This window comes from Streptomyces sp. NPDC001156, from assembly GCF_053598275.1.
The window spans coordinates 29818-45791 of the sequence record NZ_JBSFJX010000064.1 but is presented as its reverse complement, the minus strand read 5'-3'; the positions used below and the strand labels follow the sequence as shown (position 1 = coordinate 45791).

Below are 15974 nucleotides of genomic sequence, written 5' to 3'. Positions count from 1 at the left end.
ACTTTTAATCCTCCCCCAGCTGAAGGACTCCGTTGGTAAATCCGTGAAACGGCCGCATAAGCACCGCCTATGCGGCCGTTTCACGGATTTCCCAACGGAGTCCTGAAGGCCGGGGCGTCCTCGGAGGCATTTGGTGAAGTGTCGGTCGAGACACCACAGTTGATCACCATGCTATCGTCGCGACCCAGAGGCACTCCTCGCCTGTTCGACCACCTCGGACCGGCCCCTGCGGTCGCAGCCCGAGGGTGATGTCCGCAAGTGCGTGAGTGGGATACGGGGATGGACACGGAGCGGACGGGTCAGGAACTCACGGACGAGTCCGGCGATGAGGCCGGCCCCCGGCGCGGGTCGGCCGGGCCGCTCCGCGGCAACGGTACGCCCCGTCGCGCCTGGCTTCGCTGGACCCGGCGGATCGCCCTCGGTCTGGTGCTCGCCCTCCTCGTGTGCACTCTTTCCGCCGCAGTCGCCCTCCGGCTGAACTACGCGGGCGACCCCGCGCCGGGGACGTACACCCGGAATCGGGACGCGCTCTGGCTCGGCCACGCCTGGGTCGACGGACGCAAGAGCAACACGGACCTCGACGCGCTCGCGCGACGCCTGCGCGGCACCGGAATCCGCGACCTGTACGTGCATGCCGGCCCGCTGACACACGACGGCACGCTCCCCAAGTCGGCCTACAGGAACGCCCCATGGCTGATCAAGGCCGTACACCGCGAGCTACCCGGCGTACGCGTCCAGGCCTGGCTCGGCGACAAGCTCGCGAGTGAGGGACCGGTCGGCCTGCGACTGGAGCGGTCGGCGACGCGGGTCGCTGTGGTGCGTTCCGCCCGTCAGGTCCTGGCGGTCGGCTTCGACGGCGCCCACTTCGACCTGGAGCCCCTGCACTCCGGCGACCGCAACTACCTGACCCTCCTCGACGCTCTGCACCGCGTCACCCTGGCCGACCACGCCCCGCTCTCGGTGTCCGCCCCCCAGATCGACCCCCTCCCCGCACTCCACTCCGTGGCGGGCGGCCTGGCCGGACACCCCAAGTGGTGGTCGCAGGAGTACTTCGGCCAAGTCGCGCGCCGGGTCGACCAGATCGCGGTGATGTCGTACGACACGGCACTGCCGCTGGAGAGCCTGTACGGAGGGTACGTCGCCCAACAGACCTCCCTGGCCCTCGAAGTGACCCCGCCCTCGACGGACCTGCTGATCGGCCTGCCCTTCTACCACGAGGACGACATCGGCCATCACGCGTCCGCCGAAACAGTCACCGCCGCCGTCCGCGGCGCCCGCCTCGGCCTCTCCCGCACCGACGCGGCCCGCACCCGATTCGGCGTCGCACTGTACGTGGACTTCGCCGCGACGGAGACGGACTGGACGGCGTACCGCGAAGGTTGGGTCCGCTGACCGGCTTGTCTGACCGTGACGAACGCGTTCGCCGGACTTCGGCCCAGCGTGCGGCGGCAGCCTTCAGCCGTGGTGTGTGGTACGTCCCCTCAGGGGACCGGCTCAACGAGCCGGCACCACACAGGACTCGGCCTGAGCACCCGTCAAGCCCCTGGATCGCCGCGTCATGCGACTTGTTGGTCGTGTGCTGGTTCGAGGCCGGTTCTTTCGGCGGGTTGGTCGATGAGGATGGGCCTGGCGGGAATCTCGGTCGTAGAATCGGGGCATGGGAAGGACCGACCATGCCAGCCGGATGATCGCGGCGCCACCCGCGACGGTCTACGGCGCCCTCCTCGACCGGGAGTCCCTCGAGGTCTGGCTGCCGCCGGACGGTATGCGCGGGCGGATCGAGCAGTGGGACCCTCGGCCCGGCGGCGGATTCCGCATGGTCCTCACCTACCTCGACCCCACCGACAGCCCCGGCAAGACGTCGGATGCGACGGATGTCGTCGACGTCGAGTTCGCCGACCTGGGGCCACCTGAACGCGTGGTGCAGCGGGCGGTGTTCGAGGCCGACGACCCCTCGTACGCGGGCACCATGACGATGACCTGGCACCTGACCGCTTCCAGTGAGGGGACCGAGGTGACCGTCACCGCCACGGACGTGCCACCTGGCATCGACCAGGCGGTCCACGAGGCCGGGATCGCCTCCTCGCTGGCCAACCTGGCGTCGTACGTCGAAGCGGCCCACTGACCCAGTTCTCCTGTACCCCAGCCGGGCCCCGTCATCGAGGAAGCCGCGAGCACGCACTTCCGTCTCCACGCGCATCCCCGACGGACTTCGCTCAGGAGTCGTTGAGGAGTGCCTGGCAGGCGGAACGGGTCATCCAGGCCTGGGCCCGGTCGAATGACCAAGCACGTTCGCCCACGAGCGTCATCCAGGCGTGCGGGCCGAGGTAGAACAAGAGCAGGTCGATGGCCTCCGCCTGGCTGACCTCGGCGCGGAGGCCGTCGAGTGCCACGAGGCGATCGGCCACGCGGGTCAGGGCCTGGACGTAGTCGTCCGCCCCCCTGTCCAGTACCGCCTTGACGGCGGGTTCCCCCGGGGGATTCCGGTAGAAGAGTCCGTATACGAGCTCCCAGTGGCGTTCGTGTGTGAGGCGGGTCCCCTCGGCAGTCAGCTCGATCACGGCGCGTGGATCGTCGCTGGCCTCGACCGCGGCCAGGGTGCCGGCGACGGCCGGGTCCGTGAGGGCTGGCTCCAGCAGGGCCGTCAAAATGCTGGGTTTGTTCCCGGCGCTGCTGTACACGGTCGGCACGGCGACCTTCGCCGCCTCCGCGATCTCCCCGATGGTCACCCCGGCATACCCGCGGGTCAGGAAGAGCGCGTGCGCGCTGCTCAGGATGGCCTCACGTGTCGCTGCGGCCGAGTCCGCGCGGCGGGGTGAGTTGTACTTCCGGGTCGTCACCGCCGCAGTCTATCGCCATCGCTGTACGTGACATTATTGACTATAGAGCCATCTAATGAATACGTTGCACTCCATGCTTACAGATCCCCCCAAGGACTCCACCGTGGCGGTCACCGAGACCCGGCTCGCCCATGAGGTGCACCGTGTGGCCACCGCCCTGCTGGCCGAGGCCGCCGCCCACCCCGCAGTACCGCTCGGCGCACTGGCGCAGCTGCGCGACTTCCTCGTCGTGAACCTGCGCCACCACCATGAGACCGAGGACGAAGACTTGTGGCCGCGGATCGTCGCGGCCGCGCCGGCCACGGCGGACGGGCTCGGTGCGCTGAGCGAGGAGCACGAGCGACTGGATGCGGCGCTCGATCGACTGGCTGCCGTGGCCGTGAGCGACAGCCGGGCCGACAACGGAGCCGGTGAGGACGTTGCCGCAGGCCGAACCGGCGCCGACGAGGGTGACGGCGACGCGGGCGGCGAAGCCCGGGCCGCGCTGCACGACGCGGCTGTCGCGGTACGCGACACGGTGCACGCCCACCTGGCCCATGAAGAGCCGATTCTTTTCCCCGCACTCCGCGACCACGTCACCCCCGCGGAATGGACGGACTTCTCGCAACGGGTGATTGCGACCACGCCGCCCGTGGCCGGACATCTGATGGTCGGATTCCTCGACGAGGTCGGTCCGCCCGCCGAGGTCGAGCTCGTGCTCGCCGGCCTGCCGGAGCCGGTACGCCCACTCCTCCCCGCCATGCGCCGCCAGGCGGTGGACGACCTCCGGATCCTCCGCGGGACCGGGTCGTGACGTCCGCTCCCGTCGGGTGGCCGGACCCGGCGGACGCTGTGATCAGAGGCGACCTCACCGTTGCGGTCGCCTACGGCACCCCAGCCGGCGGCACCGTGGTGACCAGCGTCTCGCCGGTGGGCCTGGCAGACCGGGAGGCGGGCACTCTCTCCTTCACCACGTCGCTCGGCTTCCCGAAGAAACTGGAACGCATTTTGCGGGACCCGCGCGTCTCACTCGCTTACCACACGCGTGAGCACGGCTTTGCCGCGAGCAGTTCGTACGCGCTCGCTCAAGGCACCGCATCGGTCGACCTGCGCCCGTCACCGGAACGTCTGGCGGAGCTGATGCGCGCCTCCGAGCCGTTCCTCGGAGAGACCAAGCGCGGCCCCGTATGGGACTGGCTGCTTCGCGAATACCACCAGGAGCGAGTCTTCGTCGACGTCAAGGTCGAGCGCGCTGCCGTCTGGCCCGACCTGGCGGCCCGCGGTGCGATGACGGTCACGGGTGCCGCCTGGCCGGACGCTCCGCCCGAGCAGAAGCCGCCGAAGAACGGTACGGGCCCGCGCGTCGATGTCGCTGCGCTCGCGCGGCAGATCGGCGAGCTGCCGCACCGGGTGCTGGCCTATCGCGGCGGCGACGGCTTGCCCGTCATCCTTCCCGTGGCGGTCACCGGACATGAGGACGCGGGGCTGCGCCTCGACGTGCCCCCAGGGCTGTTGCCGCCGGGCGGGCGGCGAGCCGGGTTCCTCGCCCACAGCTTCCGGCCGCAGTGCATCGGGCTGAGCATGCGCACGCTCACCGGCTGGCTGACCGTCAGCGATGAAGGCGTCCTCTACGCCCCCCACACGTCCAAGGGGCTGGCCGCGCCACCGTACAAGACCCTGCTGACGGCCTCGAACGGCCTGCTGGCCAAGTACGGGCTGTGGCGCGCTCATCGGGACGGCACGGCCGCCCGCCTGCAACACCTCGCCGCCCGCGGACCGGTGGCCTGATCCCGGTCCTGGGCGGCTCGCGTCGGCAGCCGTTCGAAGCACAGACAATGTCGTGAGTAGTTTGTCCAAGATTTATCCATGGGTGCCCCCGGCCTCCTGTGTGCCGCCACGGCAGTACGAAACCGGCAACTCGCACACTGCTCCATCGCCCTGGAGGGGGCTCCAGGCCCCCGTTCTGAAAGGTCCAGATCATGGAAACACGTGAGGTTGTGGAGAGGTTCTTCGGTCTGCTGGCCGCCGGAGACCCGGATGCAGTCGCCGAGGTGTTCGCGGATGACATCGACTGGTACGTCCCCGGCTCGCCGTCGCTGCCCTGGACGGGAAAGCGCTCCAAAGGCAGTGATGTGGCCGACTACCTCCGGACCCTCGTGGACAACATCGTTCCGGACAAGAACGTCGATGAAGTAGAGGCCCTGCTGGTCGACGGCGACCACGCGGTGATGCTGGGCCGGTTCACGCGCGTCGCGAAGAGCACGGGGCGAACCTACGAGATGCCCGTCGCCATGCATCTCCAGGTGGCAGACGACAAGATCGTCAAGATGTACCTCTACGAGGACACCCTCAAGGTATCCGAGGCCTACGCAGGCTGACGGGCAGGGCCTTGGGACGTCCACGATCGGGGTCGGTCCCGGTGCCTCGGTACGCCGAGGCGCCGGGACCGACCAATGTCCGCGGAGCGCGTTTCAACGCCTCGTCGTGACCGGCCGCGTTGATCGAGGACGCGGCGGCGTTCAGTTCGGAAGCACCCAGTCCGGTGCCCAGGTCCCGGCGGCGCTGTGGCCGGCTGCCGTGGCGGCGAGGTGGGCGCGGAGAGTGGGCAGCGCTGGGTGGGGGTTGTCGCGGTGCCAGAGGAGCGAGTGCGGGTAGACGGGCGTCGGGTCGGTCACCGGGATGCGGCGCAGGCCGTGGCCGGCGGGCCAGACGAGGCGGGTGTGCTCGCCCATGAAGGTGGCCAGGGCCGGGGTGTCGGCGATGGTGTCGAGGAGCGCGTCGGAGCCGAAGTTGGGGCCGGTCGCCTCGATGGTGAGGCCGAACTCGGCGACGAGGTCGTCGTAATAGGCGGCCCACTCGGTACCGGGGACGATGCCGGGCATCCAGATCCGGTGCCCGGTGAGCTGCGCGACGGTCACCGACCGGGCGCCGGCCAGCGCGTGGGCGGGGCCGGTGAGGAGTTGGAGCGGCTCGTCGAGCACCCGGACGGACTCGATGTCCTCGGGAAGGGGCCGGCTGGGGACGGCCACGGCGCGGAAGGACGCGTCTATCGCGCCGGACCGGATGGCGGCGACGGCCGTCTCGATGTCGAACAGCATGACCACGTCGAGGTCGATCTCGGGGTGCGCGCGGTGGAATCCGCGCATCAGGCCCGAGGCCGCGCCGCGCGAGGCGATCACGTCGACGCGCAGCGGACGTCGGCCGGTGTGCACGGACGCGATCGCGCGCTCGGCGGCGCGCAGCAGCTCGCGCGCGTGGGGCAGGAACGCCTGCCCGTCGATGGTGAGCTCGGCACCGCGCGCGGTGCGGGTGAACAGCCGTACGCCGAGGGTGCGCTCCAACGCGGCGATGCGCTTGGAGACGGCCTGCTGGGTGACCGCCAGCTCGGCGGCGGCCTCCTGGAACCGCCCCGCGTCGGCGGCGGCGACGAAGGTCCGCACGGTGTCGAGGTCCATGCCCGATACCCTAGAGGTACAACCGTTGGTTGTGGCTGGGCGGTCCTGCGGTTGTTTGATCCCCGGCTATGGTGCTCGCTTTGATGCTTCCGATCGCGGATCGGTTGTGCGGGTGAGTGGCGAGGGGCATCGGGCATGAGGAGCGGGCACCGGCTGGGACGACTGTTCGGACATCGGCTGGGGCGGCGGTTCGGGTGGCTCTGGGGAGCGTACGGGACCAGCGCGCTCGGCACGTGGCTCGCCTTCGGCGCGTTCCCGCTGATCGCCATCCGGGTGCTGCACGCGGGACCGGCCGAGGTCGCCGCGCTCTCCTCCGTGGGGGTCGCGGTGGGTGCGGCCGTGGCGGTGCCGCTCGGCCCGTGGGTGGAGTTCCGCCGCAAGCGGCCGGTGCTGATCGCGATGGACCTGGTGCGGTTCGCGGCGCTGCTGACGATCCCCACCGCGTTCGCGCTCGGCGTGCTCACCTTCCTTCAGCTCCTGATGGTCTCGGTCGTCGTCGCGGCGGCCGACATCACCTTCCGCGCCGCCTCGGGCGCGTACCTGAAGACGCTGGTGCCGGCCGAGGACCTGCTCGTCGCCAACGCCCGATTCGAGTCCACGGCCTGGACGACCACGATCATCGGACCGCCGATGGGCGGCGCGGCGATCGGGCTCCTCGGCCCGGTGGCGACGGTGGTGGCCGACGCGGTCAGCTACCTGCTGTCGGCCCTGGGCATCCGCGCGACGGGCGGGCACGAGCCACGGCCCGAGCGCCGGGAGGCCCCGCGCATGCGGGCCGGGGACCTGCTCGACGGTTGGCGGTACATCCTCGCCGACGCGACGCTGCGTCCGCTGTTCTTCAACACCGCTTTGTTCAACGGTCTGGTGATGGCGGCCGAGCCGCTGCTGGCCGTGCTGATGCTCGGCCGATTCGGGTTCGCGCCGTGGCAGTACGGCCTCGCCTTCGCCGCGCCCTCGATCGGCGGGCTGCTCGGTTCGCGGCTGGCCCGACCGCTCGTCACCCGGTTCGGGCAGCGCCGGGTCCTGGTCGTGTTCGGGGCACTGCGCGCGATCTGGCCCGTCGGCCTGGCCTTCCTGGGGCCGGGGACCGGCGGACTGCTGCTGGTGATGGGCGTCGAGCTCGGGCTCATCTTCTGCTGCGGGGTCTTCAACCCCGTGTACGCCACCTACCGCCTCGAGCGCACCGCGACCGACCGGGTCACCCGCACGCTGTCCGCGTGGACGGTGACGACCAAGGCCTCGACCGCGCTCCTGACGGCCGTCTGGGGCGTGCTGGGCAGTCTGCTCGGCCCGCGTACGGCCATCGGCCTGGCCGGCGTGCTCCTGCTGGCGACCCCGCTGTTGCTTCCCCGCCGCGCTGCAGCGCACCTCTCCGATCCGGAGCCGCAGCCGGCACAGAGCCGCGCCTGACGGACCGCCACGGCCGTCACCGCGATCGGAGGACTGGCCCGCCCTTCTTGGGAGAATCACCGCCGGGATCGAGCTCTCCGACGATCCCGTGCTCGCCTTCCGTGCTCACGCCTTGCCGAGTCCTTCCGCCGGCCAGGAGGCGGGGCCCCTGACCGACAGGTGCTCCGCCGTCCTGACCGCGCCTCAGCTGATGCGAACTCCCGTGCCGCTGACGCGGACCCGCGGGTCACCCGCGTGCAGCGTCACCGTGAGCTCGCCCGGGCGACCGAGGTCCTCGCCCTGATGCAGGGTCAGAACGGCGTCCTCGGGGACCAGGGCGAGCTCACGGACGTATGCACCGAACGCGGCCGCCGCGGCTCCCGTTGCCGGGTCCTCGACGACGCCGCCGACGGGGAACGGGTCACGGACATGGAAGACGGTGGCCGACTCCCGCCACACCAACTGGACCGTGGTCAGGTCCAAGCGGTGCATAAGGGCTTCGAGGCGCGCGAAGTCGTACGCGAGATCGGCCAGGCGGGCTCGCGTCGCCGCCGCGAGAACGAGATGGCGGGCGCCCGCGAACGCTGTGCGGGGCGGGAAGGTCGGGTCGAGATCGGCGGCCGGCCAGCCGAGCGCGGCGAGGGCCTCCGCGAGGTCGGCGTCGGCGATCTCCTCGATGTGCGGCTCGACACTGGTGAGTGTGGCCCTGACCGTCCCGCCCTCCTCGGCCACCTCCACCGGAACGATGCCGGCACGCGTCGCGAACGTCAGCTCCCCAGGGCCTGTCCGCTCGGCGAGCGCGACGGCGGTCGCGACGGTGGCGTGCCCACAGAACGGCACCTCGGCCTTGGGACTGAAGTAACGGATGGTGTACGCCCGTCCCTCCGGACCGTCGAGGCCCTCAGGGGGCGCGGTCAGGAACGCGGACTCCGAGTATCCGAGGTCGGCGGCGATGGCCAGCATGTCGCTGTCGTCCAGGCCGGTGGCGTCCAGCACGACCCCGGCGGGGTTTCCGCCGTCGGGGGAGCTGGAGAAGGCGGTGTAGCGCAGCACCTCGGGCCGCGGGGGATTCGTCGTCATGCTCGTGGCAACGCGGGACGGGCCCGAGGCCATTCCGGGACGCGGGCGGAGGCGGGGACGGTCGCCTGCGGCGGAGCCGCACCCCGATACGTGCCTTCGCTGCCCCTGGGTGGTCCAGGACCGTCGGACGCCCTCAAGTCCTAGACTTTCCGGGCGAGTCCGGCGGCGATGAGACGCTCCCAGACGGTGAGTTCCCGTTCGCCGCCGCTGTTCAACGGGCTGTCGACCACCTCAGGGCGCCACAGGGACGCGGGGACGATCCCGGGGTCGAGGATCTCCAGGCCGTCCAGCAGGGATGCGATCTCCTCGTCGGTGCGCCACCGGCCGCGGCCGAACGTCTGCTGGAGGACGCCCTCGGCCTCCGCCGTCTCCGGGTTGTTGCCGGAACGGAAGTGGCTGACGAAGAAGTAGCTCCCGGAGGGCACGCGGTCGCGCCAGTAGCGGACGATTCCAGCCGGGTCCTCCTCGTCGTTGACGTGGTGAAGGATGGCGCTGAACATGACGGCGACGGGCTGATCGAAGTCGATCAGTTCCACGGTGTCCGGGTGGGTACGGACGTCTTCGGGGTTGCGTACATCGGCCGCGACGACCCGGGTCCGGTCGTTCTCCTCCAACAGCGCACGGCCGTGGACCAGCACTTGGGGGTCGATGTCGACGTACACGACCCGGGACTCCGGAGCGTGCCGTTGCGCGACCTGGTGGACGTTGTCGGCGGTAGGAAGACCACTGCCCAGGTCGATGAACTGCCGTACGCCGGTGGTCGTCGCGATCTCCCCGACCGCCCGGGTCAGGGCCGCGCGGTTGGCGAAGGCGATGGCCACCGAACCAGGAAGGTCACGTTTGAACACGTCGCCGATCTCCCGGTCCACGGCGTAGTTGTCCTTGCCGCCGAGCAGGTAATCGTAGACGCGGGCGATACTGGGCTTGGTGGAGTCGATGGAGGAGCCTTCAGCCGTCATGGCGACCATCCTCCCCTGCAACTTCGCCTGCTGACCACCACTTTGGAATGCTTGGATGTGCCTTCCTCCGCGAAGGTGGACCCTGCGAACCGGCGGGGGGAGAGTGGCCAGTGCACGCCGACGCTGGATCGGCGGACCACCAGTTCCGGCTGGAGCACGACCCGCCGGTGCTCATGGGTGTGTAGCCCGGCTTCGGCCTCGGTCTCTTCCAGGAGAAGCTCCGCGGCCGGGGCGCCCATGGTGACGGCCGGCTGCTGTACCGAAGTGAGGGGGACGGCGGCCGTGGCGGCGAACTCGATGTCGTCGTAGCCGACGATGGCGAGGTCGTCCGGGACGACCACCCCGGCGGCGTACATGGCCTGCAGGACGCCGAGGGCGAGCAGGTCGTTGGCGCAGAAGACGGCGGTCGGATCGCTCCGTGGATTGCCGTCGTCAGTGCGGCCCGTGGGACGGCCTCTCGGCTGCCCCCGACAGATCGCGAAACCTCGGCCGCCCCCACCCCGTAGTGCCGACTGTCTCCCTTCCCTTCTGCCCTCCGTACGGAATCGCCGTTATGCGCAAGTCGTCACTCCGACGTGCCTGTGTGGCCCTCACCGCCGTCTCCGCCCTCGCTCTCGCGGCCACCGGCTGCGGTGGTACCACCAAGAAGGACGTCACCAGCGACAGCAGCTCCAAGGCCGCCGGTGGTACCGCCGACCCGAACGCGGCGACGAAGAAGGGGCTGACCGTCGGCTTCCTGCCCAAGCAGGTCAACAATCCCTACTTCACCTCAGCCGACAAGGGCGGCGAGAAGGCACTGACCGAACTGGGCAGCAAGGTCAAGGAAGTCGGCCCCTCCAGTGCGACGGACACCTCGGGCCAGGTCAGCTACGTCAACACGCTCACCCAGCAGCAGGTGAACGGGATCGCGGTGTTGGCGCAGGATCCCGGCGCCCTGTGCACCGCGCTCAAGCAGGCCATGAGCAATGGCATCAAGGTCGTCACCTACGACTCCGACACCAACACCGGCTGCCGCAATGCCTTCGTCTCACAGGCCAGCGCCGAGGACCTCGGCCGCACCGAAGTACAACTGCTCGCCCAGCAGATCGGCTACAAGGGGCAGATCGCGATCCTGTCCGCCGCACAGACCGCCACGAACCAGAACACCTGGATCGGCTACATGAAGGACGAACTGAAGGACCCCAAGTACAAGAACGTCCAACTCGTCAAGATCGCCTACGGCAACGACGACGCCCAGCAGTCCTTCCAGCAGACCCAGGGCCTGCTCCAGCAGTACCCCAACCTCAAGGGGATCATCTCCCCCACCACCGTCGGCATCAAGGCCGCCGCCCAGTACCTGGCCGGCTCCAAGTACAGGGGCCAGGTCAAGCTCACCGGCCTGGGCACCCCCAACGACATGCGCCAGTACGTCAAGAACGGCACCGTCGACGCCTTCGAGCTGTGGGACCCGGCCAAGCTCGGCGAACTCGCCGCCCGCACCACTGTCGCCCTCGCCTCCGGCCAGATCACCGGCACCCAAGGCGAAACCTTCGAAGCCGGAGACATGGGCACCTTCACCATCGGCAAGGACTCCGTCATCACCCTCGGCCAGCCCACCGTGTTCGACAGCAAGAACATCGACCAGTTCAACTTCTGACACAGACGCCGGCTGTCCGGGGACGGCCTGGGCGGCGCCATGCCTCGCCCGGCTGAGTACGTCATCTGTCGGTGATCCTGGAGAGCCAGTCGGTGTCCTCCGGGCCCGGCGCTTCGAGGCCGGGCGCGGGCAGCCGGCGGACCTCGCCCGTGCGCAGGGCGACCGTGGCCCGTGGCCGCATCGGCCCGTCGCCCCTGCGTGCGAGCAGGACGAGTTCCCAGACTGTCGCTGTCATGGCGTCGAGCCGGGCGGCGCAGTCGGCGGTGACACGCCGCGGATCCCGGGTCCGGCCCAGGGACAGATGAGGGGTGAAGTTCTTGGCCGGCCCACGACAGTGCGGGAACCGTTGCCGCAGTACGCGGTACAGGTCCGCCCACGGCGCCTCGCCGGCCGCCGTCGGGTCGAGCCACACGGTGAAGTACGCCTTGTGCCGGAAGGTGCGCACCCCGTCCAGCCGGGCGGTGAAGACCGGCGCCTCGGCCGCCGCCGCGGCGAGCAGCGGGGCCGCACGCTCGAAGTCGGACTCCGGCACGAAGCCGAAGAGCACATTGACGTGCGGCGGCCAGCGGTGGATCTGCGGATCGTGATCCCGGCGGATGTCCTGGATCGGGGGCCACAGCTCCGCAGGCGGGATCCAGGCCACCGCCGTGCGGGCCGTCGGGCACACGTCGAGGACGCCGGCGGGCTCGCTCCTGGCGGAGCTCGTGCCGAAGCTCAGATCCGCTTGCGGCTCCCGCACCAGGCCGGCGCCCGACGCGTCGAAGCGGTCCACACCCGTGGTCCGGTCCCAGACCACCTCGCCGCCCGCCTCGATGAACACCACCCGGTGCCACGGGATGTCGCCCCCAGGCACGAAGGAGGTCAGCGGGATACGTTCGAGGCCATCCCCGCGCCGGCTGATACCCAGCACGAACCGGGCCGGGTCGAACCGCGGGTCCCAGCGGATGCGGTGATAGATCTCGTCACTGGTCCGCATCGCGCCTCCTCTCCCGCCTTCACACCTCTCTCCTTCCAGGGTGCCGCTGTCCTCGACGGTTGAGAACCTGCAGGTCACAGGCCATGAATCGGGATTTCGAGGTCTGCACTGTCCAGGCGTCCCTTCTCCCTACGTGAGAGGACGACCGATCAGCCGTACATCATGGCCATGACCTCGCATCAGCCCCGTGACCTGCAGGGATGCAATATTTCGACGTGCTGGCCGCGTCACACGTCCCTGTCAGGGGCTTGCCGGCGTGTCCACGACCATCCAGCCGAGCACTGAGGTGCTCTGCAGGTAGACCAGCACGCACATGACGAGCATGAAGACCACGCTCCACACGATGACCCGGCGGAAGAGGATCCCCTCGCGGCCCTCGAAACCGACCGCGGCCGCGGCGATGGCGAGGTTCTGCGGGGAGATCATCTTGCCGAGCACGCCACCGGAGGAGTTGGCCGCCGCCATGAGGGTGGGCGACAGGCCGGCCTGATGGGCGGCGGTGATCTGGAGGGCGCCGAACAGGGAGTTGGAGGAGGTGTCGGATCCGGTGACGGCAACACCCAGCCAACCGAGGATCGGTGAGAGGAAGGCGAAGGCCGCGCCGGCCCCGGCCACCCACAGACCCAGGGTGGTGGTCTGACCGGACTCGTTCATGATGTAGCCGAGTCCCAGCACCAGCATGACGGTGAGCACCGCGAACTTCAGTTGGTCCAGGGTGCGTCCGTAGGCGCGCAGGGCGCGGCGCGGGCCGACCTGGATCAACACCATGCTGATCAGTCCGGCTATGAGCAGCAGGGTCCCGGCCGCCGACAGGTAGTTGAGTTTGAAGGTGGTGGCGACCGGGTCGCCGTTCGCCTTGACGATGTGCAGCCCTGGCCAGTTGACGATGTGCGTCACCGACTCCAGGCCGGTACCGGTCGCCCCGACCCCGGCCGGCGGCTTTCCGGTGATCGCCGGTACCCGGGTGGCCAGCACGAACACCACGATGATGGCCAGGTAGGGCGCATAGGCCTTGAAGACGTCCAACGGCGAGTCGTGTGTGTCGCGGTCGGCGTCCGCGCGGGCCCGGGTCAGCACCTGGCTGTCCGTGGACTCGCCGCTGCCGGGGGCCGGTTCCCCACCGGGGGTCTGCGGCCGGCGGGAGCCGCCGTCGGCACCACCGAGGTCGCCGTCGACGCCATGGTCCTCGTCGCTCTCGTGGTACGTCTCCTCGGCGTGCCAGACCCGGGTGAACGCCAGGACCGCCAGCGCGGAGGCGAGCGCGGCGACGATGTCGGCGAGCGGCACGGACCAGAAGTTCGAGGACAGGAACTGGAAGATCGCGAAGGACACACCGCACACCACCGCCGGCGGCCAGGTCTGCCGCAGCCCTCTTCGGCCGTCCACGATGAACACCAGGGCCAGCGGCACGAACAGCGCCAGGATCGGCGTCTGCCGGCCGACCATCGCGCCGAGGTCGTCCACGGGCAGGCTGGTGACACCCGCCAGTGTGGTGATCGGCACGGCTATCGCGCCGAACGCCACGGGTGCGGTGTTGGCGACCAGGGCGACGGTGGCGGCCTTGAGCGGCTTGAAGCCGAGGGCGATCAGCATGACCGCACTGATCGCGACGGGCGTGCCGAAACCGGCCAGCGCCTCCATGAGGGCGCCGAAGGAGAAGGCGATGATGATCGCTTGCACCCGCTGGTCGTCGCTGATGGACGCGAACGACCTGCGCAGCACGTCGAAGTGCCCCGTTTCGACGGTGAGGTTGTAGACCCAGATCGCGTTGATGACGATCCACATGATCGGGAAGAAGCCGAACGCGGCGCCCAGCAGCCCGCTGTTGAGCGCGTCGGTAAACGGCATCGAGTACACGGCGACCGCGACCACCAGGGCAACGATCAGGGAGATCAGCGAGGCGAGCCACGCCTTCATCCGCACCACGCCGAGCAGCACGAACAGGACGAGCAACGGAAGGATCGCGATGATGGACGACAGCCCGAGCGAATGACCCACTGGACTGTAGTCCTGCTGATAGTTGGCGAGGATCATGTAGCACCCTTTTCTACGACACCGGAGAGGAGGGGGCCGCGCCACGGATCGGCACCGTGGTGGTCTGTGGGATGGCGTGCGTGACGACGGAGCCGCGGTCGTCGGGGGCTCGCTCGAGTAACTGCCGTAAGGGGACGCCGCGGAGGGCGGCGTCGCGCGCCTGCACGGTGCGGGCGAGGGCACCCCTTCGCTCACGCGGGCGAGGATGGTCGCGCCCTGCATCCAGCACCCGGGGCCGCCGGCGGTCAGCGGCCACCATGAGTTCGGCGCCGGTGGCCGGCCCGGTAATTGCCCTGCGCTCGTCGAGTTCGCGGGCGGGCTCAGGGTGCAGCAGGTTGTACGTTCCGGCGCCGGCTCCCATGGCGACGCAGGACGTGATGCGGTGTCTCATGCGGGTACTCCGCGGTGTTGGCGACGAGGTCGATTCCACTACTCGGTAGACACCAACCGAATGGTGGAACCATGCAGCGGCGCGCCACCCGTGTCAAGGGTCACGGGTGGCCCACGTCGCACACGAATTCCCGCCGGACGGACGGCTGAAGGCCCGCTGCCCGGGCGATCAGCGGCGCCGCAAGGTGGGGTCGAGCAGGGCGGGAGGAGTGTCGTTCTTCTCGTGTGCGGCGAGGTCGACACCCGGTGCGACGATCCCGTCGATCGCGTCGAGCACGTCGGCGGAGAGCACGGTGTCGGCGGCGGCGAGTTGGGCGTTCAGGTGGTCCAGTGTGCGGGGGCCGATGAGGGCAGAGGTCACTGCCGGGTGCGCGGTCACGAATCCAAGCGCGAGCTGGATCATGGTCAGACCGGCCTCGTCGGCGACTGCGGCCAGCTTTTCGACGGCGTCGAGCCTTGCCCGGTTGGCGGGGACGGCGGTGTCGAAGCGCTGCGGCATGAGCGTGGAGCGGTTGGTGGTGATGTCCCGGCCTTCGCGGATCGCGCCGGACAGCCAGCCTGAGGCCAGGGGACTCCATACCAGCACACCGAGCCCGTACTGCTCGGTCACGGGCAGGACGTGGGTCTCGCTCCCGCGCTGCAGGATCGAGTAGCTGGGCTGCTCGGTGGCGTAACGGCTCAGATGATGCTCGCGGGCTGCCCACTGGGCCTGCACGATGCGGTACGCGGGAAAGGTGGAGGAGCCGAAGTAGCGGATCTTGCCCGCCCGTTGCAGGTCGGTCAGGGCCGACAGCGTCTCCTCGTCGCTGGTTCGCGGGTCCCACCGGTGGATCTGGTAGAGATCGACATGATCGACGCCGAGGCGGCGCAGACTGTTGTCCAGCTCGGTGACCAGCCAGCGGCGGGAGCTGCCTTGATGGTTGGGCTCGTCGCTCATGGGCAGGCCCGCCTTCGTGGCCAGCACGATGTCGTCGCGGCGGTCGGCGATGGCTTTGCCGACCATCTCCTCGGACTCGCCGCCGCTGTACATGTCGGCGGTGTCGATGACGTTGATGCCGGCCTCGAGAGCGGCATCGACGACAGCCGTGGCCTCGTCCTGGGTGGTGCGTCCGATCTTGCCGAAGTTCATCGCGCCGAGCGCGAGAGCGCTGACCTGCACACCGGTGCGGCCCAAGGTGCGGTACTGCATGACTGTGTTCCTCAATTTCCGTGAAGCGTGACGGCAACGCGTGGGTT

General features: G+C 69.7%; 15 protein-coding genes and 1 pseudogene. 7 read left to right on the top strand and 9 right to left on the bottom strand.

Translation table 11 applies throughout. The features are described from left to right. Positions 1–279 precede the first annotated feature (279 nt). Together ACWDA7_RS26810 and ACWDA7_RS26805 are read left to right on the top strand one after the other, a co-directional pair. Positions 280–1392 carry a glycoside hydrolase family 18 protein gene (locus ACWDA7_RS26810; RefSeq protein WP_450606976.1) on the top strand — a complete coding sequence of 371 codons (1113 nt, stop codon included), beginning with the start codon at positions 280–282 and terminating at the stop codon, positions 1390–1392. A gap of 265 nt (positions 1393–1657) precedes the next feature. Beyond that, positions 1658–2125 carry an SRPBCC family protein gene (locus tag ACWDA7_RS26805; RefSeq protein WP_450606974.1) on the top strand — a complete coding sequence of 156 codons (468 nt, stop codon included), beginning with the start codon at positions 1658–1660 and terminating at the stop codon, positions 2123–2125. 91 nt (positions 2126–2216) lie between these two features. Here ACWDA7_RS26805 and ACWDA7_RS26800 read toward each other — a convergent pair whose 3' ends face one another. Beyond that, complete coding sequence (locus ACWDA7_RS26800) at positions 2217–2840, bottom strand: TetR/AcrR family transcriptional regulator (RefSeq protein ID WP_450606972.1); 624 nt, start codon at positions 2838–2840, stop codon at positions 2217–2219. Between the two features lie 73 nt (positions 2841–2913). Between ACWDA7_RS26800 and ACWDA7_RS26795 the strand changes: the two genes are divergently transcribed. The 3 genes from ACWDA7_RS26795 (at position 2914) to ACWDA7_RS26785 (ending at position 5197) form a co-directional block, all read left to right on the top strand. Beyond that, positions 2914–3633: a hemerythrin domain-containing protein gene (locus tag ACWDA7_RS26795; RefSeq protein ID WP_450606970.1), complete on the top strand. Its 720-nt coding sequence runs from the start codon at positions 2914–2916 to the stop codon at positions 3631–3633. Further along, the gene (locus ACWDA7_RS26790; protein WP_450606968.1) at positions 3630–4607 is read left to right on the top strand and encodes a hypothetical protein; all 978 of its coding nucleotides are present in this window, start codon (positions 3630–3632) and stop codon (positions 4605–4607) included. Before ACWDA7_RS26795 ends, ACWDA7_RS26790 begins: the two co-directional genes overlap by 4 nt. A 191-nt stretch (positions 4608–4798) precedes the next feature. Further along, entirely contained in the window at positions 4799–5197 is a 399-nt protein-coding gene (locus ACWDA7_RS26785; protein ID WP_450606966.1) for a nuclear transport factor 2 family protein, read from the top strand. A 141-nt stretch (positions 5198–5338) separates the two neighbouring features. Here the strand turns inward: ACWDA7_RS26785 and ACWDA7_RS26780 are convergent, their stop codons facing one another. Beyond that, positions 5339–6274, bottom strand: coding sequence for a LysR family transcriptional regulator (locus tag ACWDA7_RS26780; RefSeq protein ID WP_450606964.1), 936 nt, complete (start codon positions 6272–6274; stop codon positions 5339–5341). A 135-nt stretch (positions 6275–6409) separates the two neighbouring features. Between ACWDA7_RS26780 and ACWDA7_RS26775 the strand changes: the two genes are divergently transcribed. Beyond that, a complete protein-coding gene (locus tag ACWDA7_RS26775; protein ID WP_450606962.1) occupies positions 6410–7684 on the top strand; it encodes an MFS transporter in 1275 nt (424 codons plus the stop codon). 183 nt (positions 7685–7867) lie between these two features. Here the strand turns inward: ACWDA7_RS26775 and ACWDA7_RS26770 are convergent, their stop codons facing one another. The 3 genes and pseudogenes from ACWDA7_RS26770 to ACWDA7_RS26760 form a co-directional block, all read right to left on the bottom strand. After that, positions 7868–8743 (bottom strand): PhzF family phenazine biosynthesis protein, encoded by an 876-nt coding sequence (locus tag ACWDA7_RS26770; RefSeq protein WP_450606960.1) that lies wholly within the window; start codon positions 8741–8743, stop codon positions 7868–7870. Between the two features lie 140 nt (positions 8744–8883). Then, on the bottom strand, positions 8884–9702 hold the full coding sequence (locus ACWDA7_RS26765; protein WP_450606958.1) for an SAM-dependent methyltransferase: 819 nt from the start codon (positions 9700–9702) through the stop codon (positions 8884–8886). A gap of 119 nt (positions 9703–9821) precedes the next feature. Beyond that, a pseudogene (locus tag ACWDA7_RS26760) lies at positions 9822–10112 on the bottom strand (substrate-binding domain-containing protein); the annotation flags it as partial. A gap of 143 nt (positions 10113–10255) precedes the next feature. Between ACWDA7_RS26760 and rhaS the strand changes: the two are divergent. Then, a complete protein-coding gene (rhaS, locus tag ACWDA7_RS26755) occupies positions 10256–11338 on the top strand; it encodes a rhamnose ABC transporter substrate-binding protein (protein WP_450606956.1) in 1083 nt (360 codons plus the stop codon). A gap of 61 nt (positions 11339–11399) precedes the next feature. On the opposite strand, the gene ACWDA7_RS26750 is transcribed toward rhaS, so the two are convergent. The 4 genes from ACWDA7_RS26750 to ACWDA7_RS26735 form a co-directional block, all read right to left on the bottom strand. Continuing rightward, the gene (locus ACWDA7_RS26750; protein WP_450606955.1) at positions 11400–12314 is read right to left on the bottom strand and encodes an RNA repair domain-containing protein; all 915 of its coding nucleotides are present in this window, start codon (positions 12312–12314) and stop codon (positions 11400–11402) included. A 240-nt stretch (positions 12315–12554) separates the two neighbouring features. Continuing rightward, positions 12555–14348 carry an L-lactate permease gene (locus ACWDA7_RS26745; protein ID WP_450606953.1) on the bottom strand — a complete coding sequence of 598 codons (1794 nt, stop codon included), beginning with the start codon at positions 14346–14348 and terminating at the stop codon, positions 12555–12557. A 13-nt stretch (positions 14349–14361) separates the two neighbouring features. Then, positions 14362–14739 carry a hypothetical protein gene (locus tag ACWDA7_RS26740; protein ID WP_450606951.1) on the bottom strand — a complete coding sequence of 126 codons (378 nt, stop codon included), beginning with the start codon at positions 14737–14739 and terminating at the stop codon, positions 14362–14364. A 168-nt stretch (positions 14740–14907) separates the two neighbouring features. Then, positions 14908–15927 carry an aldo/keto reductase gene (locus tag ACWDA7_RS26735; RefSeq protein WP_450606949.1) on the bottom strand — a complete coding sequence of 340 codons (1020 nt, stop codon included), beginning with the start codon at positions 15925–15927 and terminating at the stop codon, positions 14908–14910. Positions 15928–15974: the final 47 nt, after the last annotated feature.

Bases quoted from the DNA above. Each gene is read 5' to 3' on its own strand.
- ACWDA7_RS26765 (WP_450606958.1), bottom strand. From the start codon at position 9,702: ATGACGGCTGAAGGCTCCTCCATCGACTCCACCAAGCCCAGTATCGCC.
- ACWDA7_RS26740 (WP_450606951.1), bottom strand. From the start codon at position 14,739: ATGAGACACCGCATCACGTCCTGCGTCGCCATGGGAGCCGGCGCCGGA.
- ACWDA7_RS26745 (WP_450606953.1), bottom strand. From the start codon at position 14,348: ATGATCCTCGCCAACTATCAGCAGGACTACAGTCCAGTGGGTCATTCG.
- ACWDA7_RS26780 (WP_450606964.1), bottom strand. From the start codon at position 6,274: ATGGACCTCGACACCGTGCGGACCTTCGTCGCCGCCGCCGACGCGGGG.
- ACWDA7_RS26775 (WP_450606962.1), top strand. From the start codon at position 6,410: ATGAGGAGCGGGCACCGGCTGGGACGACTGTTCGGACATCGGCTGGGG.
- ACWDA7_RS26805 (WP_450606974.1), top strand. From the start codon at position 1,658: ATGGGAAGGACCGACCATGCCAGCCGGATGATCGCGGCGCCACCCGCG.
- ACWDA7_RS26810 (WP_450606976.1), top strand. From the start codon at position 280: ATGGACACGGAGCGGACGGGTCAGGAACTCACGGACGAGTCCGGCGAT.
- ACWDA7_RS26770 (WP_450606960.1), bottom strand. From the start codon at position 8,743: ATGACGACGAATCCCCCGCGGCCCGAGGTGCTGCGCTACACCGCCTTC.
- ACWDA7_RS26735 (WP_450606949.1), bottom strand. From the start codon at position 15,927: ATGCAGTACCGCACCTTGGGCCGCACCGGTGTGCAGGTCAGCGCTCTC.
- rhaS (WP_450606956.1), top strand. From the start codon at position 10,256: ATGCGCAAGTCGTCACTCCGACGTGCCTGTGTGGCCCTCACCGCCGTC.
- ACWDA7_RS26785 (WP_450606966.1), top strand. From the start codon at position 4,799: ATGGAAACACGTGAGGTTGTGGAGAGGTTCTTCGGTCTGCTGGCCGCC.
- ACWDA7_RS26795 (WP_450606970.1), top strand. From the start codon at position 2,914: ATGCTTACAGATCCCCCCAAGGACTCCACCGTGGCGGTCACCGAGACC.
- ACWDA7_RS26750 (WP_450606955.1), bottom strand. From the start codon at position 12,314: ATGCGGACCAGTGACGAGATCTATCACCGCATCCGCTGGGACCCGCGG.